We start from the raw sequence: 22680 nt of genomic DNA, 5'->3' as shown, positions 1-22680 counted from the left end.
AAAATGGCCGAGCGAACCTATTATGCGCCGCAGGGCGGACATCCCGGCCAGAGTGAATTGCTGACCGGACGCGCCGTGTTCACACAGGCCTATGCCGTAATCCCCAAAGGCGTGATGCAGGACATCGTCACCAGCGCCTTGCCGTTCTGGGATGGGACACGGGTCTGGGTGCTGTCGCGGCCGCTGTCGGGTTTTGCCGAGACGTTTTCGCAATACATCGTCGAGCTCGCGCCCGGCGGCGGCAGCGACCGGCCAGAACCGGATGATGATGCCGAGGGCGCGATATTCGTGGTTGAAGGCGAGCTGAGCGTGTCGCTAGCCGGAAAGAAGCATGTGCTCAGGCCGGGCGGGTTCGCGTTTCTGCCGCCAGCGAGCGGGTGGACGGTGCGCAACGAAAGCGGCGCTGCCGTCCGCTTCCACTGGATCCGAAAGGCTTACGATGCGGTCGACGGCATCGAGCTGCCGCAAGCGTTCTTCGCCAACGAACAGGATATCGTACCGACGCCGATGCCAGGTACCGAAGGCCGCTGGGCAACAACGCGCTTCGTCGATCCTGAAGACATCCGCCACGACATGCATGTCACCATCGTGACGCTCGAGCCGGGCGCGGTCATTCCCTTCGCCGAGACGCATGTCATGGAGCACGGGCTTTATGTGCTGGAGGGCAAGGCGGTCTACCGTCTCAACCAGGACTGGGTCGAAGTCGAGGCCGGCGACTATATGTGGCTGCGCGCCTTCTGCCCGCAGGCTTGTTATGCCGGCGGGCCAGGCAAATTCCGCTACCTCCTCTACAAGGACGTGAACCGCCACGCCAAGCTCGGCGGTGTGGGCATCGAGGGTCGCGCGCGGTGATCCGCATCGTCGCGCGGCCGCTGACCCGCGAGAATTTCGCCGAATTCGGCGACGTCATCGATATGGGCGGCGACAACCATTATCCGATCAATGGCGGCAAGGCCGAGCGCTATCACGATCTCGCCACCGCTGAAGCACGAGGGCCGAATGCGCACGTGCTGATCTCGATGGTGCGTGGCACGCCCTATGAGCTGCCGTTGAAGCTTACCATGGTCGAGCGCCATCCGTTTGGCAGCCAGGCCTTCATTCCGCTGTCACCACGGCCGTTCCTGGTCATCGTCTGCCATGACGGCGAGGAAGGCCCGGGCGAGCCGCATGCGTTCATCACCGCGCCCGGGCAAGGCGTCAACTATCCGCGCAATTTGTGGCACGGCGTGCTGACGCCGATCGGCGAGCCCCAGGACTTCCTGGTCGTCGACCGGGGCGGCGACGGCTCCAACCTCGAAGAGTGCCACTTCTCGCACGCCTATGAGATTCATCTTCCCGATGGGAGCCGGTGATGGCTGACATTTCGCTGATCGACCGCCTGCTCGACGTCATCGAGCACGACATCGTGCCGAAGACCGCCGAAGGCGTCGCGCACGGCAACAAGCTGTTCGGCGCGGCGATCCTGCGCAAGGACGACTGCTCAGTGGTGCTTGCCGAAACCAATAACGAGACGGGAAACCCGCTCTGGCATGGCGAGGTGCATTGTCTCAAGCGTTTCTACGAACTGCCGAAGGCCGAGCGCGTCGACACCAAGGAAGCCATTTTTCTCGCCACGCACGAACCTTGCTCGCTCTGCCTGTCGGCGATCACCTGGACCGGCTTCGACAATTTCTACTATCTGTTCAGCCACGAGGATTCGCGCGACAGTTTCGCTATCCCGCACGATTTGAAGATCCTGAAAGAGGTCTTCACCCTCGATCCCGGCGGCTACAATGCCGAGAATGCCTATTGGAAGAGCTTTTCGATCCGCAGACTGGTACGATCGCTGTCGGGGCCTGAGCGCGAGCGGCTGGAGGCGCGGATCAGCGCCATCTCGGCAATCTACGACGAACTGTCCGGCGCTTACCAGGCGAGCAAGGCCGAAAACGACATCCCGTTGAATTGACGCGGATTGACCAGCCGAATTCGTTGGCTGGCCCACGACGACATCCTGCGGACTCCATCATCTGGCGCTCCTGGAGTCTGCCGGCATGAAAATCGTCACTGAATTCCCACGAAAGATCGTCGAATTTCCGGATATGGGGATCGTCATGCCGGACGGCTGCCGGCTGTCGGCGCGGGTGTGGATGCCGGCCGATGCCGCCGACGATCCGGTGCCGGCAATCCTCGAACATCTGCCCTATCGCAAGCGCGACGGCACGATCTATCGTGATCAGCTGACGCATCCCTATTTCGCAGGCCACGGCTACGCCTCGATCCGCGTCGACATGCGCGGCAACGGCGATTCCGAAGGGCTGATGGACGATGAATATTCCGAGCAGGAATTGCAGGACGCTTGCGACGTCATAGCCTGGGCGGCGGCGCAGCCCTGGTGCAACGGCAATGTCGGCATGATGGGCATTTCGTGGGGCGGCTTCAACTGCCTGCAGGTAGCAGCCAAGCAGCCGGCGGCGCTGAAGGCGGTTATCAGTCTCTGTTCGACAGTCGACCGCTACGCCGACGACATCCACTACAAGGGCGGCTGCCTGCTGATCGAGAATTTCGGCTGGGCTTCGACCATGCTGTCCTATTCGTCGCGGCCGCCGGATCCGTTGCTGGCCGGCGACAACAGATGGCGCGAGCTGTGGCTGACCCGGCTGGAGAACCAGCCCTTCCTGGCGCCGCTGTGGTTGAAGCACCAGCATCGCGACGCCTATTGGAAGCGCGGCTCGATCTGCGAGGACTATTCCGCCATTCATGCCGCGGTGCTGTCGATCGGCGGCTGGCATGACGGTTATCGCAATACGATTTCCCATCTCGCCGCCAATATCGAGGCGCCGGTCAAGGGCATCGTCGGCCCGTGGATCCACAAATACCCGCATTACGCCGCGCCCGAACCGCGCATCGGCTTCCTGCAGGAGGCGTTGCGCTGGTGGGACCGCTGGCTGAAGGACCTCGACACCGGCGTAGAGGCCGACCCGGCCTACCGCGCCTATGTGATGGACAGCGTGCGTCCGGCGCGCTGGCATCCCGAGCGGCCGGGCCGCTGGGTCGCTGAAACGGAATGGCCGTCACCCAACATCAAGACGCAAGAGGTTGAGCTTATCGCTGAAGGCAACCACGCTATCGTCACTTCGCCGCAAAGCTGCGGCCTTGCCGGTGGCGAATATTTCCCCTTCACCTTTGGACCGGAACTGCCGGGTGACCAGCGCACCGACGATGCGCTGTCGGTGTGCTTCGACCAGCCGGTGCTGACCGAAGCGGTCGACATCGTCGGTGCTCCCGAAGTTGTGGTCAGGGTCTCGTCGGACCGGCGCCAGGCGAACATCGCGGTTCGGCTGTGCGACGTCCATCCGGACGGAGCGTCGGAGTTGATCTCCTACGGCGTGCTCAACCTGACGCATCGCAACTCGCACGAATTTCCCGAAGCGCTGGTGCCCGGCGAAACCGTCAGCGCCCGGGTGGTCCTCGACCAATGCGCCTATCGCGTGCCGGCCGGCCACCGCTTGCGTGTGGCCATTTCCAACAGCTATTGGCCGATGATCTGGCCGTCGCCGGAGCCGGTCCGGCTGGAATTGTCGGCCGCGACATTGATGCTGCCGCTGCGCCCGCCGGCGACAGGCGACGAGGTCACCTTCCCCGCCCCCGAAGGCGCCACGCCCTGGGCAACCGAAACGGTCCGCGCCGCCAATTCCGAGCGTCATGTCGATCGCGACGAAAAGACCGGAATGATCACGCTTTCCATCGTCGACGATTTCGGTGAGGTGCGCGACCTGGAACACAGCCTTGCCAATGGCAGCATCGCGAGAGAGACGTGGGCGATCCATCCTGACGATCCGCTGTCAGCCTTGGGCAAGACGCATTGGACCCAGACGCTGTCGCGAAATGAATGGTCGGTGCGCACCGAAACCTTCGCCGAAATGCGCTCCGACGCGCAAAGCTTCATGGTTAGCGCCAGAATTGAAGCCTATGAAGGCGAGAAACTGGTCTTCGAGCGCGACTTCGAGGAGAATATCCCGCGGGTACTGCTTTGAGCACTTATAGCGATTGGTCCAATTGCGACGCACGATTTACGCCACGGCATGTCGCATTCGGTCTTGCTTACCCCTTTCCCTTACGGTCATTATTCTCCCGATTGAAATGAGAAAAAACGACCATAAGGTCGGACCAACAGAGTGAGGAACTCAACATGTCGAACGAACTGGAATATCTGAGCCGGCGCGTTGCGTCCGGCAAGCTGAGCCGTCGCGATTTTCTCGGCCGGGCGGCAGCGCTCGGCGTCACCGCAACCTTCGCCAATTCGCTGCTTTCCAGCGCTTCCCGCGCGGCGGGTCCGGTCAAGGGCGGCACGCTCAAGGCCGGCCTCGTCGGTGGCGAATCCACCAACAGCCTCGATCCGGCGCTGTTCATGACGCAGGTGCCGTTCGCCTTCGGCAAGATGTGGGGCGAACTGATCGTCGAGCTGTCTCCCGAAGGCAAGCTCGAGAACCGCATTGCCGAGGAGATCGGCTCGTCGGACGACGCCAAGACCTGGACGCTAAAGATCCGCGACGGCGTCGAGTTCCACAACGGCAAGAAAGTGACTGCAGAGGACGTGGCCGCCACCCTCGAACGCCATTCGGACGAGAAGTCGAAATCCGGCGCGCTCGGCTATATGAAAGGCATCGAGAGCATCAAGGCCAGCGGCAAGGAAGTGGTGTTGACGCTGAAGGAGCCGAATGCCGATCTTCCCTATCTGCTTAGCGACTATCACCTGATCATCCAGCCGAACGGCGGCAAGGACAAGGCCGATGCCGGCATCTCGGCGGGTCCTTACAAGGTCACCACCAACGAGCCCGGCGTGCGCCATGGCGGCGAGCGCTTCGCCAACTACTGGCAGGGCGACAAGATGGGCCATGCCGACCAGATCGAGATCATCGTCATCAACGACGCCACGGCGCGTACGGCGGCCCTGCAGGGCGGCCAGGTCCACATGATCAACCGCGTCGAGCCGAAGATCGTCGACCTGATCAAGCGTGTGCCCGGCGTCACCATCCGCAACCATTCGGGACCCGGCCACTACGTCTTCATCATGCACTGCAACACCGCGCCGTTCGACAACAACGATTTGCGCATGGCGCTGAAGCTGGCGATCGACCGCGAGGAGATGCTGAACAAGGTGCTGCGTGGCTATGGCTCGCTCGGCAACGACTTCCCGATCAATGCATCGTACCCGCTATTCACCGAGATCGAGCAGCGCAAATACGATCCCGACAAGGCCAAGTTCCACTACAAGAAGTCGGGCCATGACGGTGCAGTCCTGCTCCGGACGTCGGACGTCGCCTTCCCCGGTGCCGTCGATGCCGCACAGCTGTTCCAGCAAAGCGCGGCCAAGGCCGGCATCAAGCTGGAGATCAAGCGCGAACCGGGCGACGGCTACTGGTCGGAAGTCTGGAACAAGCAGCCCTTCTGCGCCTCCTACTGGGGCGGCCGGTCGACGCAGGACCAGATGTACTCGACTGCCTATCTGTCGACGGCCGACTGGAACGACACACGGTTCAAGCGTCCGGATTTCGACAAGATGGTGCTGGCGGCTCGCGCCGAGCTCGACGAGGCCAAGCGCAAGGCAATGTACCACGACATGGCTGTGATGGTGCGCGACGAGGGCGGCCTGATCCTGCCGATGTTCAATCAGTTCATCGACGCGACGGGCGCCAAGGTTGCCGGCTGGGTGGATGATCCGCATCAGGAGTTGATGAACGGATATGCTCTCGCGAAGTGCTGGCTCGAAGCCTGAGCCCGGCCTTGCGGATATGTCCTCACCCATCGTGAAACTGGTGGCCCAGCGCATTGCGCTGGGCATCATCCTTCTATTGGCCGTTTCGGTCCTGATCTTCGCCGGCACCCAGATCCTGCCCGGCGATGTTGCGCAAGCCATTCTCGGGCAGTCGGCGACACCGGAGTCGCTCGCCAATCTGCGCGAACAGCTCGGGCTCAACGATCCGGCTTACATCCGTTATTTTCGCTGGCTCGGCGGCATTCTGACCGGTGATCTCGGCACGGCTATGTCGAGCGGTCAGGATATCGCAACCTCTATCAAGGGAAGGCTGTGGAACACGCTGTTCCTCGCCTTCTGGGCGGCGGTCGTCGCGGTGCCGCTGGCGATCATCCTCGGGCTGATCGCGGTGCGCTACCGCAATGGCTGGGTCGACAAGCTGATCTCGGGACTGGCGCTGGCCTCGACGTCCTTCCCGGAATTCTTCGTCGGCTATGTGCTCGTCTTTTTCTTCGCGGTGCAACATCAATGGTTTCCCGCCATTTCCACCGTCTATGACGGAATGCCGTTCGGCGAGCGCATCCAGGCCATAGCACTGCCGGCGGCGGCGCTGACCTTGGTGGTGCTCGCCCATATGATGCGCATGACGCGCGCCGCGATCCTCAATGTCATGCAGTCGGCCTATGTCGAAACCGCCGAACTCAAGGGGCTTTCGGCCTTCGCCGTCATCCGCAGGCATGCCTTCCCCAATGCGATTGCGCCGATCATCAACGTCGTCATGCTCAATCTCGCCTACCTCATCGTCGGCGTCGTCGTTGTCGAAGTGATCTTCGTCTATCCAGGCATGGGACAATACCTCGTCGACCACGTCACCAAGCGCGACGTGCCGGTGGTTCAGGCGGTTGGGCTGATCTTCGCCGCCGTCTACATCAGCCTGAACATCATCGCGGACATAGCGGCGATAGTCGCCAATCCGCGCCTTAGACATCCGAAATGAAGGGGTCGGGTATGCTCGTCATCAAACGCATCCCCATCCCGGCATTGATCGGCATTGTGCTGACGGCGCTGTTCGTTCTGGCGGCGATTTTTGCACCGTGGATCGCGCCGCATGGCAATGCCGAGATCGTCAGCGACGTCCCTTGGGAACCGATGTCGGCGGCGCATTGGCTGGGCACCGACAATCTGGGCCGCGATCTGTTGTCGCGCATGATCTATGGCGCCCGCATCACCCTGTTCATCGCGGTGCTGGCGACCGCGCTATCGTTCTCGCTCGGCGCCATACTCGGCTTCTCGGCGGCGGTTTTCGGCGGCTGGTTCGACACGCTTCTGTCGCGTCTCGTCGATCTCCTGATGTCGATCCCGACGCTGATCATGGCCCTTGTCGTGCTTTCGGTGCTGCCATCCAATCTGGTGACGCTGATCCTGGTCATGGGCGTTCTGGATTCGACCCGCGTCTACCGCCTGTCGAGGGCGGTCGCCGTCGACATCAACGTCATGGATTACGTCGAGGCGGCCAAATTGCGCGGCGAAGGCAGCGGCTGGATCATCTTCCGCGAAATCCTGCCCAATGCGCTGTCGCCGCTGGTTTCGGAACTCGGCCTGCGCTTCATCTATGCCGTGCTGTTCCTGTCGACGCTGTCCTTCCTTGGGCTTGGCGTACAGCCGCCGGACGCCGATTGGGGCGGTATGGTCAAGGAAAACAAGGATGGTATCGTCTTCGGCATAGGCGCCGCCCTCATTCCGGCGGCGGCGATCGCAGCGCTAGCGATTTCCGTCAATCTCGTCGCCGACTGGGTGCTCAACCGCACGACAAGCCTGAAGGGAGGACGCGGGTAATGGCTGACAAGCAACCTAAGCCCGGGCAACCGAGGTCCGGCGTGCTGCTCGACATCCGCAATCTGCGCATCGAGGCCACGGTATATCCGCCGGGCGAGGCGCCGAAGAACATCGTGCTGGTGCACGATGTCTCGCTGACGCTCGAAAAGGGCAAGGTGCTCGGATTGATCGGCGAGTCCGGCGCCGGCAAATCGACCATCGGCCTGTCGTCGATGGGCTACGGCCGCGGCGGCGTGCGCATCACCGGCGGCGAGGTCATCCTCAATGGCCGCGACATCCTGAAGGGCGGCAACGAAGGGTTCCGCAAATTGCGCGGCCGCGAGGTCTGCTATGTCGCGCAATCGGCGGCAGCTGCCTTCAACCCGGCGCACAGGCTGATGGACCAGGTGGTCGAGGCAGCACTGCTGCACGGCACGGCGACGCGGGCCGAAGCCGAAAAGCGCGCCGTGGCGCTGTTCAAGAAGCTCAGCCTGCCGAACCCCGAAAGCATCGGCGAGCGCTTCCCCCACCAGGTGTCGGGCGGTCAGCTGCAGCGCGTGATGACGGCAATGGCGCTGTGCTCGGAGCCCGACCTGATCGTCTTCGACGAGCCGACCACGGCGCTCGACGTGACGACGCAGATCGACGTCTTGGCGGCGATCAAGGATGCCATCCGCGACACGCATGTCGCGGCGCTCTACATCACCCACGATCTTGCCGTCGTCGCCCAGGTATCGGACGAGATCATGGTGCTGCGCCACGGCCGGCTGGTCGAATGGGGCGGCACGCGCCAGATCATCAAGGAGCCGCGCCAAGAATACACCAACGCGCTGGTTTCAGTGCATGAGATCGAACATCAGGAGCAGAAGCCCGGCACGAGCCCGTTCCTGTCGGTCAAGAACATCACCGCCGCCTATGGCCGCAGCCACATCAAGGTGTTGAAGAACGTCTCGGTCGATATTTTCCCGGGCCAGACGCTGGCGGTGGTCGGCGAGTCCGGCTCCGGCAAATCGACGCTGGCGCGCGCCATCACCGGCCTCTTGCCGCCCGAACAAGGCACCGTCACCTTCGACGGGCGGCCGCTCGCCAACCGGCTTGCCGACCGGCCGAAAGAGGATCTGCGCCAATTGCAGATGATCTACCAGATGGCCGATGTGGCGATGAACCCGCGCCAGACGGTCGGCACCATCATCGGCCGGCCGCTGGAATTCTATTTTGGGATGCGCGGGCGCGAGCGCGACAAACGCGTCGCCGAACTGCTCGACAAGATTGAAATGGGCAAAGGCTATATCGACCGCTATCCGGCCGAGCTTTCGGGCGGCCAGAAGCAGCGCGTCTGCATCGCCCGCTCGCTCGCCGCCAAGCCGAAGCTGATCATCTGCGACGAGGTGACCTCGGCGCTCGACCCGCTGGTCGCCCATGGCATACTGGAGCTGCTGCTCGGGCTGCAGAAAGAGGAAAACGTCGCCTATCTGTTCATCACCCACGACCTGGCCACGGTCAAGTCGATCGCCGATTCAATCGCGGTGATGTATCGCGGCGAGGTGGTGCGCTACGGCGCCAAGAGCACCGTGCTGACGCCACCCTTCGATGCCTACACCGATCTTTTGCTGTCGTCGGTGCCCGAAATGGAGATCGGCTGGCTGGAAAAGGCGATCAAGGGACGGCGCATGGCCAGCGCGGGAAATTAGACACTCCCGTGGCGCTCAAGACAAAACTTTTGGTCATCATCCTCGACGGCGTGCCTTACCGGAACTGGCGGCGGCTGATGGGCAATCTCGAAGGCTGGGTGCAATCAGGCGAAGCCCGCGTATGGAAAATGCGCTCCGTCCTGCCGTCGACCTCGGCATCCTGCTACGCCTCGATCCACACCGGCGTGCCGCCCCAAGTGCACGGTATCCTGTCGAACGAGAACCGGTTTCGCGTCGAACAGCCTGATATTTTTTCCGAAGTCAGCAGGGCCGGCGGCAAGACGGGTGCGGTCACCCATTCCTACTGGTCCGAATTCTTCCGGGCCTATCCGTTCGACCTGGTCGAGGACATGGAGTTCGACGAGCCGGGCGGGCCGATCGGCCACGGCCGGTTCCACACCATGACCGGCTATAATGCCAGGAACCAGATGACGCCGAGCGACGTCGACCTGTTCGCTACCTTGACCATGCTGACCAGGCGCTACGGCATCGACTACGGCATCCTGCACAGCTGCACGCTGGACTCGATGGGCCACCGCTTCGGCCATGACTGCCATGAGATGGATCATGCCGTCTATGCAATGGACGCCATGCTCGCCGGCTTCCTGCCGCGCTGGCGGGAGGCCGGCTACGAGGTGATCGTCACCGCCGATCATGGCCAGACCGATCGCGGCCATCATGGCGGCCACGACGAGGAGATGCAGGATTTCGCACTTTACTACTTCGGATCCGGCGAGGGTCCGGAAGCCAAGACGCTGCTCGATCAGCTGCAGCTCGCGCCAACGGTGCTTGCGCGCCTCGGCGTGCCGGTGCCGGCGACGATGAAGGCAAAGCCATTTCTCGACTGATTGGTGCCTGGCCTGCTTTGCTTGCGGAGAACATAAAGCCGGTCGAAATGCGCGACGCCAAATGGAGGCCAGATACAGGAGTCAAAGTTCGAGACAGACCTTGCCAAAATGCTTTTGGGACTCGTAGTGCTTGAAGGCATTGGCGATCTCCTGCAGGGGAAAACCGCGGTCGATCGCAGGCTTCAAACGGTTGGCCTCTATGGCACGGATCATGTCGTTCTGGTCTGCCCTGCTGCCAATCGAGATTCCGCTGATCCTGATCTGATTGGAAAACAGGGCCGGGATCGAAACTTGCCCGGCAAAACCAGTCAAGACACCGATCAGTGCGATGTGGCCGCCCATCTTGCAAGCTGTTATCGACTGCGCCAATGTGCCGGGCCCGCCAACCTCGATCACATGATCGACGCCGCGTCCGTCCGTCAATGCCCTTGCCTTCTGGCCCCAATCCGGCACCGCCTTGTAATTGACGACAATGTCGGCTCCAAATCGCTTTAACTTTTCCAGCTTCTCCTCCGATGAGGAGGTGGCAATAACCCGAGCGCCGGCAATTTTTGCGAATTGCAGCGCGAACAGCGATACACTTCCGGTGCCAAGGACCAGCACCGTATCACCAGGCTTCACCTGGCCGCACACCATCAGGGCTTTCCAGGCGGTGACGCCGGCACAAGTAAGCGTTGCCGCCTCCACATGCGTGAAGTCTGCCGGTGCCCTTGTGAAGGCATGCCAGGGCATGCACACATACTCGCGGGCATAGCCGTCAACATCATCTCCCAATTCGCCCTTCTTATTGGCCGGCGTCGGTTCGCCTGCCAGCCAATGGGGCCAATAGGTGCTGACGACGGCATCTCCGACCTTGAATTCTTGGACATCGTCTGAGACCGCAACCACCTCTCCGGCGCCATCGGACAGCGGGATACGGCCATCGGCGCACGGTTTCTTTCCCAGCGCCACCATACTGTCGTGGAAATTCAACGAACACGCTCGTATCCTGACAAGCAACTCACCCGGCCCTGGTTCTGGGCAATCTTCCTCGACCAGCTTGAGATTTTCCAAGCCTCCCGGCGCTTTCAGCCTAATCAATCTCATGGAAAGCTCCTTCCGACCGCGCAAGGCTTCATGCGCCCCACCACTCGCGTGGACGCTTGACCGCGTCGAACACCGCCATGGGCGACTGATCCACGAGAATCGCGGCCGCAAAGCTGTTGTTGGTCATAACATTTCGTTTCTTCAGGCTGGATTGCCATTTGCGATCGGGACCTTAGTCGCCCGGCAGCGGACTGTTGAGTTACAAAACTGTCGGGAATCCCTGCACGGCGATGGCGTCCAATTACGCCTCGCCCGAGGCTGAACGACTGCACCTTACCCGATGGTTATGAGCCGCCTTGTGGCCGCCGTCATTGCGAGCCTGACGGCCGAGACAGTATCGCTAAAAAGGGGGAGAACGGTACACTCTGGCAACCTCTCCGCTCTTCGGTTAGCCTCCGCAAATATCCGGCGGAGGCGGTGAATCCTTTTTGGGCCGATCAGCGACAGATGCCCGAAGTGGAGATCGGCGGGCTGGAGAAGGCGATCAAGGGACGGCGGATGGCAAGCGCGGGAAATTGAGCACCTAGGGATTCCCTCGCGTCACGGAAATGCCGAGGATCGGTGCGCGGATCACGTGCGAGAACGGGTACTTTCGGGAGGTCACGTCGCGGCGAGCTTTGCGAGCCGGCGATAATCGCAATCCACCAGATTGGGGAGGCGCTGAAGTTCCTCGACGTCAAACCACCGGATCTCGGTGTGTTCCTCGCAAATGTTGCTTGGATCCCCGCCTTCCCAGCCGATGACCTTGAAAACGTGGTGCAACGCCTTCCCATAGAGCTCGGGATGGCGCTCTCCAATGCACCGCATCCAACCGAAATCTGTTGGCGTCACTCCAATTTCTTCCTGAATCTCGCGAACGAGTGCCTCTTCCAGCGTCTCTCCGGCTTCAACGCGGCCGCCGATCGTGTCCCAATGCCCAGGCCACGCGCTCTTCCAGGCAGCGCGAAGACCCATCAAGACCTTCCGGTCGTGGTTCACCAGCAATGCACCGACCGTAACTGTGGGATTCCTGATCATTTGCGGAGCGTATTCGCTGCAGCGATGTTTGCAAAGGCGGCGTCTTCCCTCCCCCGCAGGGAGAAGGAGAAAGCGCACCTCTGGCAACCTCTCCGCTCTTCGGCTAGCCTCCGCAAATATCCGGCGGGGGCGGTGAACCTTTTTGGGCCGATCAGCGACAGAGCAGGCAGGAGCCAGGCGGCTCGACCGGCGATGACGGCCGCGGAGACCGATCGCGCGCTCGTCGAGCGGGTCGCGAAGGGCGACCGTGCCGCCGTGCGGCTCCTGTTCATGCGCCACCACGCGCGAGTCTACCGCTTCGTGGCACGCCAGACGGGATCGGAACTGATGGCCGACGATATCGCGAACGAGGTGTTCCTCGAACTCTGGCGGCAGGCGCCGGCCTTCGAGGGGCACTCGGAGGTCTCGACATGGCTGCTCGGCATTGCCCGCTTCAAGGCGCTGTCCCTGCTGCGCAAGAAGAAGGAAGACTGGATCGACGACGATGACGCGGCCCAGGTCGCCGACGGTGCCGACACGCCGGAAGTCGTGACGATGAAGGAAGACAAGGCCGCTGCCTTGCGACGCTTCATCGATGCCATGCCGGAAGAGCATCGCACGGTGATCGACCTTGCCTATTATCACGGGCAATCGGTGAGCGAGATCGGCGAGGTGCTCGGTATTCCGGTCGCCACGGTCAAGACCAGGATGTTCTACGCCCGCAAGAAACTCGGCGAAGCTCTCAGGGCCGCCGGTTACGACAGGGGGTGGCCATGAGCGCCGCTGAAAAAATGTCACGCCGCGACGAAATGGAAATGCTGCTGCCGTTTTATCTGAACGGCTCGCTGGAAGGCGCCGAGCTGGAAGCCATCGAGGAATGGCTGGAGAGCGATCCGGCGGCGATGGCCGCGCTTGGTGAGGCCGAGGCCGAATTCTCAGGCACTGCTGCCGCAAACGAGGCAATCCGCCCGCCGGCCGATGCGCTCAGCCGCTTTGCCAAGGCGCTCGACGCCGAGGCCGGCCCGGCCCGCGCGCCGGCGGCGTCGCCCTGGCTGGCGCAGGCCTGGAGCCGCTTCATGGCGGTGCCGGCCGGCGTCGCCTGGGCCGCGGCCGCGGTGCTGCTGGCCCTGGTCGTCGCGCAATCCTTTGTCCAGACCGGCAGCAGAGGTGGCGACTTCAAGATTGCCGGATCGGCAGACGATCTGGCCAAAATGCCGTTTGCACTGGTGAAGTTCAAACCGGATGCGAAGCTGTCCGACATCGTCGCTTTTCTCGACCAGAACCAGCTGAAAATCGCCGGCGGGCCGACCGCCGACGGCGTCTTCCGCCTCGGCGTTTCGGCCAAGACCGCCGCCGACTATCAGAAGCTGCTTGGCCTTATTGCCGCCCAGCCTTTCACCGAAGCTGCCCTGGAGGGAAGGAAACCGGCTGATGGCGGCTAAGGCGGTCATTCGATTGACGGCGGCGATGACAATCTTCGCCGCGTCCGCGATGGCGCAGACCAATGATCCGAACCTCACCCAGGCGGAGATCGACTGCCTGAACCGGGCAAGTGCTGCCGGCGCCGACTGCGCCAAGGACGGCGATGACGTGAAGGATAGCGGCGGCAAAACGCCGGCTAAGGCTTCAACGGCGAGTGCCGTGTTTCTTCCCGCGCTGATCGTCGACTTGTTCCCCAATCCTGCCGTGGTCGCCGAGGCGCCGATACCTCCCGGCAATACTGCGGCCCCGCCGACCGCTCCGCCTTCGGGCCTGCCGGCAATACCGGCGGCCGCGCCGGGCGGTCCGGTCGTAGCGCCCACCGATCTTGTCGCAACCGAGCCGCCGCGCGCCGTGATCGGCGATTTCGTGCCCGACGAGGTGCTGGTCACGGTCAATGGCGATGCCGGCGCGGTCCAGCAGATCGCCGCCTCGTTCGGCCTCGAAATACGCTCGCAGCGGCAGTCGCGGCTGCTCGGCAACACGCTGGTGCGCTTCGGCATTCCCGATGGCCGCCCAGTCGGCGTCGTGCTGGCGCAGCTTGCCGCCGACGGCCGCACTTTGCGGCGTGAGGCCAACCACGTCTATTCGCTGCAGCAGGCGGCCAGCATCGTCAATTATGCGTTCGAGCGCATCGCGCTCGACGCCAAGGAAGCCAGCGGCGAGAATGTCCGCGTCGGCGTCATCGACACCGGCATCGACGACAGCAATCCCGCGCTCTCCGGTGTCATCGCCGAGCAGTTCGATGCCATGCCCGACGTGCCGATCAAGGCGCGCGACCACGGTACTTCGGTCGATGGACTGATCGCCGGCACCGGCGCGTTCAAAGGCATGGCGCCGGGCGCCAGGATCTATCACGCCCGCGCCTTCGAGGGCGGCAAGTCGACCATGGACGTCATCCTTTCGGCGCTCGACTGGGCGGCGGAGCAGGATGTCCGTATCATCAATATGAGCTTCGTCGGCCCGAAGAACGACCTGCTCGGCATCGCCTGCCGCAATGCTCGCGCGCTTGGCATCGTGCTGGTCGCGGCCGCCGGCAATAACGGGCCGAAGGCGCCCTATGGTTATCCGGCCGCCTTCGACGGCGTGATCGCGGTGACGGCCACCGATGCCAAGGACGGGCTGATGCCGCAGGCCAATCGCGGCGCCTACGTCTTCATCTCCGCTCCCGGCGTCGAGATGGTGGCGCCAAGCGGCGCCGGCTCGGATGTGGTGACCGGGACGTCCTTTGCAGCGGCGATCGTGACCGGCGCGGTCGCCAACCTGTTGCATGCCGCGCCCGACCGTTCGGCCGACTGGGTCGAGAAAGCACTGGCCGCCACGGCAAAGGATCTCGGCCCCAAGGGGCGGGACAATGATTTCGGCTTTGGGCTGCTGGACACCAAGGCGGCCGAGGCGGCCAAGGACTAACTCTCGTGTTTGAACCGAGCCGTCTCATAACGCTGTCGCGAAACTTGTCTCACACCGTGCTATAATGACCAAGCCAACCTGCACTACGCCGCCGTAGGGAAAATGCTTCACCGCTGCGGGCGCACAGAATGTAGACCTGTGGTCGCCAGCCCGGATCAGAAATAAAAACGACAGGGAGGATGACGTGTCCCTCGACGCCAGTGGCTTCGATCAAGCAGTTGAAGAATACCACCTGGCTCTGGATGAGTTCATGAAAGGAAACCCCGCGCCAGCGAAGAAGCTCTTTTCCCAACGAGACGATGTAACACTGGGCAATCCCTTTGGCCCTTTCGCTCATGGATGGAAGCAGGTCGTTGAGACGATGGAGCAGGCGGCATCGAACTACAGGGACGGCGACGCTAGCGGCTTCGAGAACATAGCGAAGTGTGTGACGTCTGAGCTGGCATACATCGTCGAAGTGGAGCGGCTCAGGTCCAAGGTTGGCGGTCGGAGCGATGTCACGCCTCTTGCGTTACGCGCGACGAGCGTCTTTCGCCCAGAAGATGGTCTGTGGAAGATTGTGCATCGTCATGCCGATCCGATAACGACGGCTCAGCCGGCCGATTCGGTACTCCGATAGCGGTTGTGGTATTGGGGAAGCGATCGATCTCCTTTGCTGCTGCAGCGCGGCTATTCTTCAGTCCGTTTTCTGCTAAGGGTTGGCCAGCGTCATCGGGCTCGCAGGGTCGGACGGCCGCTCTGGGTCGAACTCGGTCGCCGGGAGTGATCGAGTTTTGACCTTTACATCGGCGCGCCGGCCCTGGATGCCCTGACCACTGGTCGAACGGCCAGACCTCGCCGCGCGCGGCCTGCTCCGGCCGGAGATTCGCGACGCCAGCCGTTCGGCAATGCGCGCCGGCCAGGCGGATCGACTACGATGGCTTAAGTCGCGTTTTGCCGAGGACGCGCCAGAAAATAGAATGCGGCGATGTGCGTTATCATCAGCAGCGGTACGTAGATGATCGGGATCGCGTAGGTTGCGCCCAGTTCCCCCGCGCGTGCAGGAAGGCCGATCTGAATGGCGTGGTAATAGTCGACGATGAGGTCGACCGTCCCGACGACGTTGAAGGCGACGACCAACGGCCAGAAGAGCGGGCGTATCCTCACTGTGAGCAGCGCCAGCATGGCCAGCACGCCAGTCGCGAAATCGCCGTAGGCGGCAAACACGGCGAAATCGGCGGGCAGATTGGGGCTTACGACGCCCGGAACGATGAAGACGAGCCCGAAGAAGCGGAAGCTGTGCAGCGTAGCGATAGCACGTTGCGCTGCGACCCGGTCCATCGACCTGAGCCACGGCAAACCGTATGCGCCGAAGCAAAGCAGCCACGCGACATAGCCGAGAACAAGATGGGTTTGGAACACTATTTCCGTGGACATTTGGCCTTCTCTCAACAGTTGATTCACGCGGCTTTAAGCCCGCTACCGCAATTCGACTATCCGGTGTAATCACAACAACCTATGAAGCAGAACTACACAGTCCGACATGGTGCGCTGGAGGGCGTCGAGGCGTTCCTGGCCGTCGCCAGGCGCCGCAACTTCCGCCGTGCTGCCGCCGATCTCGGCGTGACGCCGTCCGCTGTGAGCCAAGCGGTGCGCGCGCTGGAAGCTCGCCTGGGTACGGCGCTGTTCGTCCGCACGACGCGGAGCGTCGGTTTGACCGAGCCTGGCCAGCGGTTCCTAGACCGTGCCGGCCCGGCATTCGAAGAGCTTGTCGCGGCCGGCGAGGCCGCCCGCGATATCGGCCAGCGGCCGACAGGTCTGCTGCGCCTGTCTGTGCCCCGCGCTATCGTGCCGCTGATGTTGGAGCCGCTGTTCGCGTCGTTCTGCAAAGCCTATCCTGAGATCGAACTGGAGATCGCCGTGAGCGACCAGATGGTCGATCTGGCGACCGGCGGGTTCGATGCCGGCATCCGCCTCGGCCAGCTCATCGCCGCCGACATGGTCGCGGTGCGGCTGACAGCGCCGTTCTCGTTCGTGGTCGTCGGCAGCCCTGATTATCTCGAGCACCACGGCCGTCCCGAGCGTGTCGACGACTTGCGCCACCATGCCTGCTTACGCTTGCGCCGCTCGAATGGCGCTATCGCGCCCTGGTCCTTCGTCGACGGCAATGGCGCGATCGAAGCGATCGTCTCAGGCCCGCTGATCGCGCACGACTATTCGACATTGGTCGGGGCTGCGACGCGGGGCGTTGGGCTGGCGCAGACACCGCGACCACTCGCCGAAGGTCTGATAGAAGAAGGAAAACTCAAGTCGGTGCTGGACAGCATCGCCACGACGACGCCGGGTGTCTTCCTCTATCATCCAGGCAAGCGCCAAGTCCTGCCGAAGCTGCGCGCCTTCATCGATCACCTCAAATCTGCGGCCTGAGATCAGGACGCACTCGCTGGTGCTGGCCAACAGCCGCCAAGAGTCGACCTCGGCCGTTCAGAGTGATTGCCTCTAGGCCGGTGCGCCGGCGACCGATCCCCTGACCACCAGGTCGACCGGCCAGACCTCGCCGCGAGCCCCCTCCTCCAGGCCGGAAATCCGCGCCGCCAGCCGTTCGGCGATGCGCGCGCCGGCCAGGCGGATCGACGAACGCGTCGTCGACAGCGGCACCGAAAAATTCTCCGGCTTCAGCCAGGGAAAGACGTCGTCATGGGCGATCAGCGACAGGTCGCCCGGAATGGTCAGGCCGAGATCGCGCACCGCGCGCACCACGCCGAGCGCCATGATCAGGCTGGAGCAGGCGATCGCCGTTGGCGCGTCGCTTTGTTCCAGCAGACGCCTGGCGGCGCGGTAGCCGTTCTCCTCGGTCATGGTGAGGGAACAGACATGCTGATCACCAAGCACCAGGCCGCTTGCCGCTAGCGCGCGCCGAACGCCGCGCTCGCGGTGGATGGCGAATGTCTCGCGATCGTCGCCATTGATCAGCGCCAGACGCCTATGACCGAGCTGGACGAGAAGCCGCGCCGCCTCGTGGAAGGCGCCCTCATTGTCGATGTCGGTGAAGGGATAGTCGAAATCGAAGCCTTCGCTGCGGCCATGGACGATGAAAGGAATGCCGAGCGTATTGACCAGCGCCACCCGGCGGTCGGCCGGCCTCGGCGACGAGATATAGACCGCGTCGACCTGCCGGTTGGCGACAATACGGCGGTAGGTCGTCTCCTGGTCGTCGGCATCGGCCGGTGACAGCACCAGGTCGAGCTCGTGCGAACGCGCATAGTCGCCGAGGCCGGACAGGAACTCGACGAAATGCGGGTCGATGTCGACGGTCGTCCCCGTCGGCAGCACATAGCCGATCATGCCGGTCTTGCCGGTCGCCAGCCGGCGCGCGCTCGGATTGGGGCGATAGCCGTGACGCTTGGCGGCATCGACCACCCGCCGGCGCGTTTCCTCGTTGACTTCCGGGTAGCCGTTCAATGCGCGGCTGACCGTGGTCTGCGAAAGCGCCAGCATGTGGGAGAGCTGCTTGAGGTTCACCGGAGGCCTCCAAAACCTCAAAGCGCTTTTAATCTGAATCGAGCTGGCCGCTACGAACCGCCTTGCCGAGCGCAATGACCATACGCACGGTTCAGACCGGTTTGAAGCCGAATTTGCTGCTGCACCGCCAGAAAACTGTGCTGCAGCGCACTTTCGCTGGCACTCGGCCGCAGAAATCAAATCGATTAGCGTGGCTTTCTCTTGACTCCGGATCAATTCAGTGGCGTGATCAAAATCACCAAAGCGCTTTGGAAGACTCTACGAAAGGTTGCAGTTCCTTTCCGACTGAGTCACAGTCCTGCAGCGCCGGCGGACGGAATGGAGGTTTCGTTCGGTGTTTGTCACCACTGGGAGGGAATACCGATGAAGAAAATGCTTCTGCGGGGCGCTGCGTTTGCCACGCTCGCCCTGGCCATGCCGGCGCAAGCCGAACTGAAGTTCAAGCCGGGCGAAGATCCCCGTTTCAACTGGGCCAACTACGAGGAGCTCAAGAAGGTCGACCTCAAGGGCGAGACGCTGACGATCTTCGGACCGTGGCGCGGCGAGGACGAAGGGCTTGTCCGCACCGTTCTCGATTATTTCTCCGAAGCCACCGGCGCCGAGATCAAGTACTCCTCGTCGGAGAATTACGAGCAGCAGATCGTCATCGACACGCAGGCCGGCAGCCCGCCCAACATCGCCGTGCTGCCGCAGCCGGGTCTGATCCAGGATCTGGCATCGAAGGGGCTTTTGACGCCGCTCGGCGACGACACCGCCAACTGGGTCAAGGACAATTACGGCGCCGGCCAATCCTGGGTCGACCTCGGCACCTTCAAGGACAAGGACGGCAAGCCCGGTTTCTTCGCGTTCCCCTACAAGGCCGACGTGAAATCGCTAGTCTGGTACTCGCCGGATAATTTCGAGGAAGCCGGCTACAAGGTGCCGAAGACGCAGGAAGAGCTTGCCGAGCTGGAAAAGAAGATCATCGCCGACGGCGGCACGCCATGGTGCATCGGGCTTGGTTCGGGCGGCGCCACCGGCTGGCCGGCGACCGACTGGGTCGAAGACATCATGTTGCGCACCCAGACGCCCGAGACCTACGACAAATGGGTGAAGAACGAAATTCCGTTCAATGATCCGGCCGTGGTCAACGCCATCGACATTTTCGGCAAGATCGCGACCGACGACAAAATGGTCGAGGGCGGCGCCAAGGCGGTTGCGGCGACCGATTTCCGCGACAGCCCGAAGGGCCTCTTCTCGGTGCCGCCAAAATGCTATCTGCACCACCAGGCATCATTCATCCCGACCTTCTTCCCGCAAGGCACCAAGATCGGCGAGGATGCCGACTTCTTCTATTACCCGCCCTACGCCTCCAAGCCCGATCTCGGCACTCCGGTGCTGGGCGCCGGCACGCTCGCCATGATCACCAAGGATAGCAAGAGTGCCCGCGCGTTCATCGAATTCCTGAAGCTGCCGCTCGCTCATGAGATCTGGATGGCGCAGGGTGGCTTCGTGACGCCGTTCAAGTCGGTCAACAAGGACGCCTATGCCAGCGACGCGCTGAAGAAGCAGGGCGAAATCCTGGCCAACGCCTCGACCTTCCGCTTCGATGGGTCCGACCTGATGCCGGGCAAGATCGGCGCCGGCGCCTTCTGGACCGGCATGATCGACCTGGTCGGCGGCAAGTCCGCCCAGGACGTCGCCACCGATATCCAGAAAAGCTGGGACGCGATCAAGTAAGCGGCCGGCTTGCGTTCCCAATGTGATGCGGTCCGGGCCTCAAACGGCCCGGACCTTATCCGGTGCTTGGCGTCGCGTCGATTGTCGTGAGCACAACGCATTCCGGCATGATGCGCGCCCAGTGACCTGCTTTTCGGCTGGTCGCGCTCCAGACAACTGAATCGGCGCATGATCCCGTCGCCAAAGCCATTCTCGACTGGCGGATCCGTGCGCAGGGGGAGGGACCCATGGCGGCTCAGATTTTTTCGGCGATATTCGTCATCATCATCGGCGTGGGCGGCTGCGTCGCCTATTTCTGGGGCGCCAACAAGGCACTCGATACGATCTTTCCGGCACGCGGCGTTTCCGGCAAGGCGGCGATTAACAATCTGCGGCGGCAGGGGGTGATCCGGCCGTGGCTGTTCGTCGGGCCGGCGATGATCATCCTCACCATCTACCTGATCTACCCGGTGGTGGAGACGCTGAGGCTGTCGTTCCTCGATCGCGGCGGCGGCCATTTCGTCGGCTTGGCCAACTATCACTGGGCGTTCGGCGACCGCGAGTTCCGCAACTCGATCCTCAACAACATCATCTGGCTGGCAGTGGTGCCGGCCGCCTGCACCTTCCTCGGGCTGATCATCGCCGTGCTCACCGACAAGATCTGGTGGGGCACCATCGCCAAGAGCCTGATCTTCCTGCCGCTGGCCATCTCCTTCGTCGGCGCCAGCGTCATCTGGAAATTCATCTACGAGTATCGCGGCGACGGCCAGACGCAGATCGGTCTGCTCAACGCCATCATCCAGTATTTCGGCGGCCAGCCGCAGGTCTGGATATCGCTGCCGTTCTGGAACAACTTCTTCCTGATGGTCATCCTGATCTGGATCCAGACCGGCTTTGCCATGGTCATCCTGTCGTCGGCCTTGCGCGGCATTCCGGAAGAGACGCTGGAAGCCGCCGTCATCGACGGCGCCAATCCTTTCCAGATCTTCTGGAAGATCATGGTGCCGCAGATCTGGGGCACCATCGCCGTAGTCTGGACCACCATCACCATCCTGGTGCTGAAGGTTTTCGACATCGTGCTGACCATGACCAACGGCCAGTGGAACAGCCAGGTGCTGGCCAATCTGATGTTCGACTGGATGTTCCGCGGCGGCGGCGATTTCGGCCGCGGCGCCACCATCGCCATCATCATCATGATCGCGGTCATTCCGATCATGGTCTGGAACATCCGCCAGGCGAACAAAGAGACGGAGGGACATTGAGATGGCCGTGGCGACCGGAAAGTCCTTTGTCAGCCGTTTCGGCGTCCATATCGCCGTCTTCATCTTCGTTGCGATCTGGACGATCCCGACGCTCGGCATCCTGGTCTCGTCGCTGCGCGACAAGGACCAGATCATCGCTTCGGGCTGGTGGAACTCGTTCACCAGTTCCAGCCAGACGGAAGCCGGACGGCTGCCGCCCGCTTCGGCGCAGGTCGAGAAGGACGGCAAGTTCGTCCTGCAAGGCAATATCTTCGGCGACGGTCCTGCCCGCAACATCAGCGCCTTCGGCGTCAAGTCGGCAGCGCCGACGCAATATCCCGCCGGCACGACAGCCGATCTCGGGGACGGCGTGACCCTGCAGCTCAATGCCGACGGCAGTTTCGTCATGACCTCGCCGAAGGCTTTCGAAAGCGAACGCGGCCAGCGCGTCTATTACGCCTCGTCGGCGCCGCCGAAATTCACCACCGACAATTACGACACGGTGCTGTTTTCGGAAGGCATCGGCCGCTCCTTCATGAACTCGCTGACAGTCACTATTCCGGCGACCGTGATCCCGATCCTGATCGCCGCGTTCGCCGCCTACGCTTTGGCGTGGATGCGCTTTCCCGGCCGGGCGCTGCTCATCGCCGTCATCATCGGCCTCCTGGTCGTGCCGCTGCAGATGTCACTGATCCCGCTGTTGAAGCTCTACAACGGCGTCGGCAGTTTCTTCGGCGTGCCGTCGAAAACCTATCTCGGCATCTGGCTGGCGCATACCGGCTTCGGCCTGCCCTTCGCCATCTATCTGTTGAGGAGTTATATTGCCGGCCTGCCACGCGAGATCATGGAATCGGCGCGGATCGACGGCGCCAGCGATTTCGAGATCTTCGTCAAGATCGTCCTGCCATTGTCGTTCCCGGTGCTGGCCTCGTTCGCCATCTTCCAGTTTCTCTGGGTGTGGAACGATCTGCTGGTGGCGATGGTTTTCCTCGGTACCGAGGGCGACCAGATCGTGCTGACCGCCAAGCTCAATGCGTTGCTCGGTTCGCGCGGCGGCGACTGGGAGATCCTGACGACATCGGCCTTCGTCACCATCATCGTGCCGCTGATCGTGTTCTTCTCGCTGCAGCGCTATTTCGTCCGCGGGCTGCTTGCCGGCTCGGTGAAAGGAGGTTGAAATC

Annotated in this window: 21 protein-coding genes; 17 read left to right on the top strand and 4 right to left on the bottom strand. The window is 62.6% G+C overall.

All coding sequences use genetic code 11. The annotated features are described in order from the left end of the window. Positions 1-3 precede the first annotated feature (3 nt). The 9 genes from NKH37_RS24905 to NKH37_RS24865 all read left to right on the top strand — a co-directional run bounded on the left by NKH37_RS24905 (position 4) and on the right by NKH37_RS24865 (position 10088). A complete protein-coding gene (locus NKH37_RS24905) occupies positions 4-852 on the top strand; it encodes a bifunctional allantoicase/(S)-ureidoglycine aminohydrolase (protein ID WP_023718081.1) in 849 nt (282 codons plus the stop codon). Continuing rightward, positions 849-1352, top strand: a complete 504-nt coding sequence (locus NKH37_RS24900; RefSeq protein ID WP_023718082.1) for an ureidoglycolate lyase — start codon at positions 849-851, stop codon at positions 1350-1352. Before NKH37_RS24905 ends, NKH37_RS24900 begins: the two co-directional genes overlap by 4 nt. Beyond that, the gene (locus tag NKH37_RS24895) at positions 1352-1945 is read left to right on the top strand and encodes a nucleoside deaminase (protein WP_352895481.1); all 594 of its coding nucleotides are present in this window, start codon (positions 1352-1354) and stop codon (positions 1943-1945) included. Before NKH37_RS24900 ends, NKH37_RS24895 begins: the two co-directional genes overlap by 1 nt. An 85-nt stretch (positions 1946-2030) precedes the next feature. Then, a complete protein-coding gene (locus NKH37_RS24890; protein ID WP_353005961.1) occupies positions 2031-4013 on the top strand; it encodes a CocE/NonD family hydrolase in 1983 nt (660 codons plus the stop codon). Between the two features lie 155 nt (positions 4014-4168). Next, the gene (locus NKH37_RS24885) at positions 4169-5755 is read left to right on the top strand and encodes an ABC transporter substrate-binding protein (protein WP_352464554.1); all 1587 of its coding nucleotides are present in this window, start codon (positions 4169-4171) and stop codon (positions 5753-5755) included. A 16-nt stretch (positions 5756-5771) separates the two neighbouring features. Then, on the top strand, positions 5772-6731 hold the full coding sequence (locus tag NKH37_RS24880) for an ABC transporter permease (RefSeq protein ID WP_023718086.1): 960 nt from the start codon (positions 5772-5774) through the stop codon (positions 6729-6731). Between the two features lie 11 nt (positions 6732-6742). Next, positions 6743-7570: an ABC transporter permease gene (locus NKH37_RS24875; protein WP_023718087.1), complete on the top strand. Its 828-nt coding sequence runs from the start codon at positions 6743-6745 to the stop codon at positions 7568-7570. Beyond that, complete coding sequence (locus tag NKH37_RS24870; protein ID WP_352847758.1) at positions 7570-9240, top strand: ABC transporter ATP-binding protein; 1671 nt, start codon at positions 7570-7572, stop codon at positions 9238-9240. Before NKH37_RS24875 ends, NKH37_RS24870 begins: the two co-directional genes overlap by 1 nt. Before the next feature lie 8 nt (positions 9241-9248). Next, positions 9249-10088, top strand: a complete 840-nt coding sequence (locus NKH37_RS24865; protein ID WP_023718089.1) for an alkaline phosphatase family protein — start codon at positions 9249-9251, stop codon at positions 10086-10088. 81 nt (positions 10089-10169) lie between these two features. On the opposite strand, the gene NKH37_RS24860 is transcribed toward NKH37_RS24865, so the two are convergent. Both NKH37_RS24860 and NKH37_RS24855 read right to left on the bottom strand, forming a co-directional pair. Then, the gene (locus NKH37_RS24860) at positions 10170-11174 is read right to left on the bottom strand and encodes a zinc-dependent alcohol dehydrogenase family protein (protein WP_353005962.1); all 1005 of its coding nucleotides are present in this window, start codon (positions 11172-11174) and stop codon (positions 10170-10172) included. A gap of 600 nt (positions 11175-11774) precedes the next feature. Further along, on the bottom strand, positions 11775-12191 hold the full coding sequence (locus NKH37_RS24855; protein ID WP_031193706.1) for an NUDIX hydrolase: 417 nt from the start codon (positions 12189-12191) through the stop codon (positions 11775-11777). A 192-nt stretch (positions 12192-12383) separates the two neighbouring features. On the opposite strand from NKH37_RS24855, the gene NKH37_RS24850 reads away from it, so the two are divergent. The 4 genes from NKH37_RS24850 to NKH37_RS24835 all read left to right on the top strand — a co-directional run bounded on the left by NKH37_RS24850 (position 12384) and on the right by NKH37_RS24835 (position 15678). Then, positions 12384-12947 carry a sigma-70 family RNA polymerase sigma factor gene (locus NKH37_RS24850; protein ID WP_352640563.1) on the top strand — a complete coding sequence of 188 codons (564 nt, stop codon included), beginning with the start codon at positions 12384-12386 and terminating at the stop codon, positions 12945-12947. Continuing rightward, entirely contained in the window at positions 12944-13612 is a 669-nt protein-coding gene (locus NKH37_RS24845) for an anti-sigma factor (protein ID WP_353005963.1), read from the top strand. Before NKH37_RS24850 ends, NKH37_RS24845 begins: the two co-directional genes overlap by 4 nt. Next, the gene (locus NKH37_RS24840) at positions 13602-15059 is read left to right on the top strand and encodes a S8 family serine peptidase (protein ID WP_353005964.1); all 1458 of its coding nucleotides are present in this window, start codon (positions 13602-13604) and stop codon (positions 15057-15059) included. Before NKH37_RS24845 ends, NKH37_RS24840 begins: the two co-directional genes overlap by 11 nt. 184 nt (positions 15060-15243) lie before the next feature. Next, complete coding sequence (locus tag NKH37_RS24835; RefSeq protein ID WP_023718345.1) at positions 15244-15678, top strand: YybH family protein; 435 nt, start codon at positions 15244-15246, stop codon at positions 15676-15678. A 302-nt stretch (positions 15679-15980) separates the two neighbouring features. Here the strand turns inward: NKH37_RS24835 and NKH37_RS24830 are convergent, their stop codons facing one another. Then, on the bottom strand, positions 15981-16475 hold the full coding sequence (locus tag NKH37_RS24830) for a DUF8737 domain-containing protein (protein ID WP_352484362.1): 495 nt from the start codon (positions 16473-16475) through the stop codon (positions 15981-15983). 81 nt (positions 16476-16556) lie between these two features. On the opposite strand from NKH37_RS24830, the gene NKH37_RS24825 reads away from it, so the two are divergent. Beyond that, a complete protein-coding gene (locus NKH37_RS24825) occupies positions 16557-17465 on the top strand; it encodes a LysR family transcriptional regulator (protein WP_352910660.1) in 909 nt (302 codons plus the stop codon). Positions 17466-17537: 72 nt separating this feature from the next. Here the strand turns inward: NKH37_RS24825 and NKH37_RS24820 are convergent, their stop codons facing one another. Further along, a complete protein-coding gene (locus NKH37_RS24820) occupies positions 17538-18560 on the bottom strand; it encodes a substrate-binding domain-containing protein (protein ID WP_352495219.1) in 1023 nt (340 codons plus the stop codon). Positions 18561-18923: 363 nt separating this feature from the next. On the opposite strand from NKH37_RS24820, the gene NKH37_RS24815 reads away from it, so the two are divergent. From NKH37_RS24815 to NKH37_RS24805, 3 genes are all read left to right on the top strand, one after another. Beyond that, complete coding sequence (locus NKH37_RS24815; protein ID WP_352817138.1) at positions 18924-20279, top strand: ABC transporter substrate-binding protein; 1356 nt, start codon at positions 18924-18926, stop codon at positions 20277-20279. Positions 20280-20506: 227 nt separating this feature from the next. Then, positions 20507-21520: a carbohydrate ABC transporter permease gene (locus NKH37_RS24810; RefSeq protein ID WP_352640567.1), complete on the top strand. Its 1014-nt coding sequence runs from the start codon at positions 20507-20509 to the stop codon at positions 21518-21520. A 1-nt stretch (position 21521) separates the two neighbouring features. Continuing rightward, entirely contained in the window at positions 21522-22676 is a 1155-nt protein-coding gene (locus NKH37_RS24805) for a carbohydrate ABC transporter permease (RefSeq protein ID WP_023718340.1), read from the top strand. Positions 22677-22680 lie beyond the last annotated feature (4 nt).

It is taken from the genome of Mesorhizobium sp. M1217, assembly GCF_040318275.1.
In the GTDB taxonomy this organism is placed as follows: Bacteria; Pseudomonadota; Alphaproteobacteria; order Rhizobiales; family Rhizobiaceae; genus Mesorhizobium.
The sequence above is the reverse complement of the archived record's forward strand: the minus strand, read 5'-3'. Positions and strand labels throughout refer to the sequence as shown.

What these genes read in the sequence shown, in the direction of transcription:
- NKH37_RS24850 (WP_352640563.1), top strand. Translation starts at nt 12,384, where the DNA reads ATGACGGCCGCGGAGACCGATCGCGCGCTCGTCGAGCGGGTCGCGAAG.
- NKH37_RS24805 (WP_023718340.1), top strand. Translation starts at nt 21,522, where the DNA reads ATGGCCGTGGCGACCGGAAAGTCCTTTGTCAGCCGTTTCGGCGTCCAT.
- NKH37_RS24830 (WP_352484362.1), bottom strand. Translation starts at nt 16,475, where the DNA reads ATGTCCACGGAAATAGTGTTCCAAACCCATCTTGTTCTCGGCTATGTC.
- NKH37_RS24875 (WP_023718087.1), top strand. Translation starts at nt 6,743, where the DNA reads ATGCTCGTCATCAAACGCATCCCCATCCCGGCATTGATCGGCATTGTG.
- NKH37_RS24845 (WP_353005963.1), top strand. Translation starts at nt 12,944, where the DNA reads ATGAGCGCCGCTGAAAAAATGTCACGCCGCGACGAAATGGAAATGCTG.
- NKH37_RS24855 (WP_031193706.1), bottom strand. Translation starts at nt 12,191, where the DNA reads ATGATCAGGAATCCCACAGTTACGGTCGGTGCATTGCTGGTGAACCAC.
- NKH37_RS24825 (WP_352910660.1), top strand. Translation starts at nt 16,557, where the DNA reads ATGAAGCAGAACTACACAGTCCGACATGGTGCGCTGGAGGGCGTCGAG.
- NKH37_RS24840 (WP_353005964.1), top strand. Translation starts at nt 13,602, where the DNA reads ATGGCGGCTAAGGCGGTCATTCGATTGACGGCGGCGATGACAATCTTC.
- NKH37_RS24815 (WP_352817138.1), top strand. Translation starts at nt 18,924, where the DNA reads ATGAAGAAAATGCTTCTGCGGGGCGCTGCGTTTGCCACGCTCGCCCTG.
- NKH37_RS24880 (WP_023718086.1), top strand. Translation starts at nt 5,772, where the DNA reads ATGTCCTCACCCATCGTGAAACTGGTGGCCCAGCGCATTGCGCTGGGC.
- NKH37_RS24870 (WP_352847758.1), top strand. Translation starts at nt 7,570, where the DNA reads ATGGCTGACAAGCAACCTAAGCCCGGGCAACCGAGGTCCGGCGTGCTG.
- NKH37_RS24895 (WP_352895481.1), top strand. Translation starts at nt 1,352, where the DNA reads ATGGCTGACATTTCGCTGATCGACCGCCTGCTCGACGTCATCGAGCAC.
- NKH37_RS24905 (WP_023718081.1), top strand. Translation starts at nt 4, where the DNA reads ATGGCCGAGCGAACCTATTATGCGCCGCAGGGCGGACATCCCGGCCAG.
- NKH37_RS24885 (WP_352464554.1), top strand. Translation starts at nt 4,169, where the DNA reads ATGTCGAACGAACTGGAATATCTGAGCCGGCGCGTTGCGTCCGGCAAG.
- NKH37_RS24890 (WP_353005961.1), top strand. Translation starts at nt 2,031, where the DNA reads ATGAAAATCGTCACTGAATTCCCACGAAAGATCGTCGAATTTCCGGAT.
- NKH37_RS24860 (WP_353005962.1), bottom strand. Translation starts at nt 11,174, where the DNA reads ATGAGATTGATTAGGCTGAAAGCGCCGGGAGGCTTGGAAAATCTCAAG.
- NKH37_RS24810 (WP_352640567.1), top strand. Translation starts at nt 20,507, where the DNA reads ATGGCGGCTCAGATTTTTTCGGCGATATTCGTCATCATCATCGGCGTG.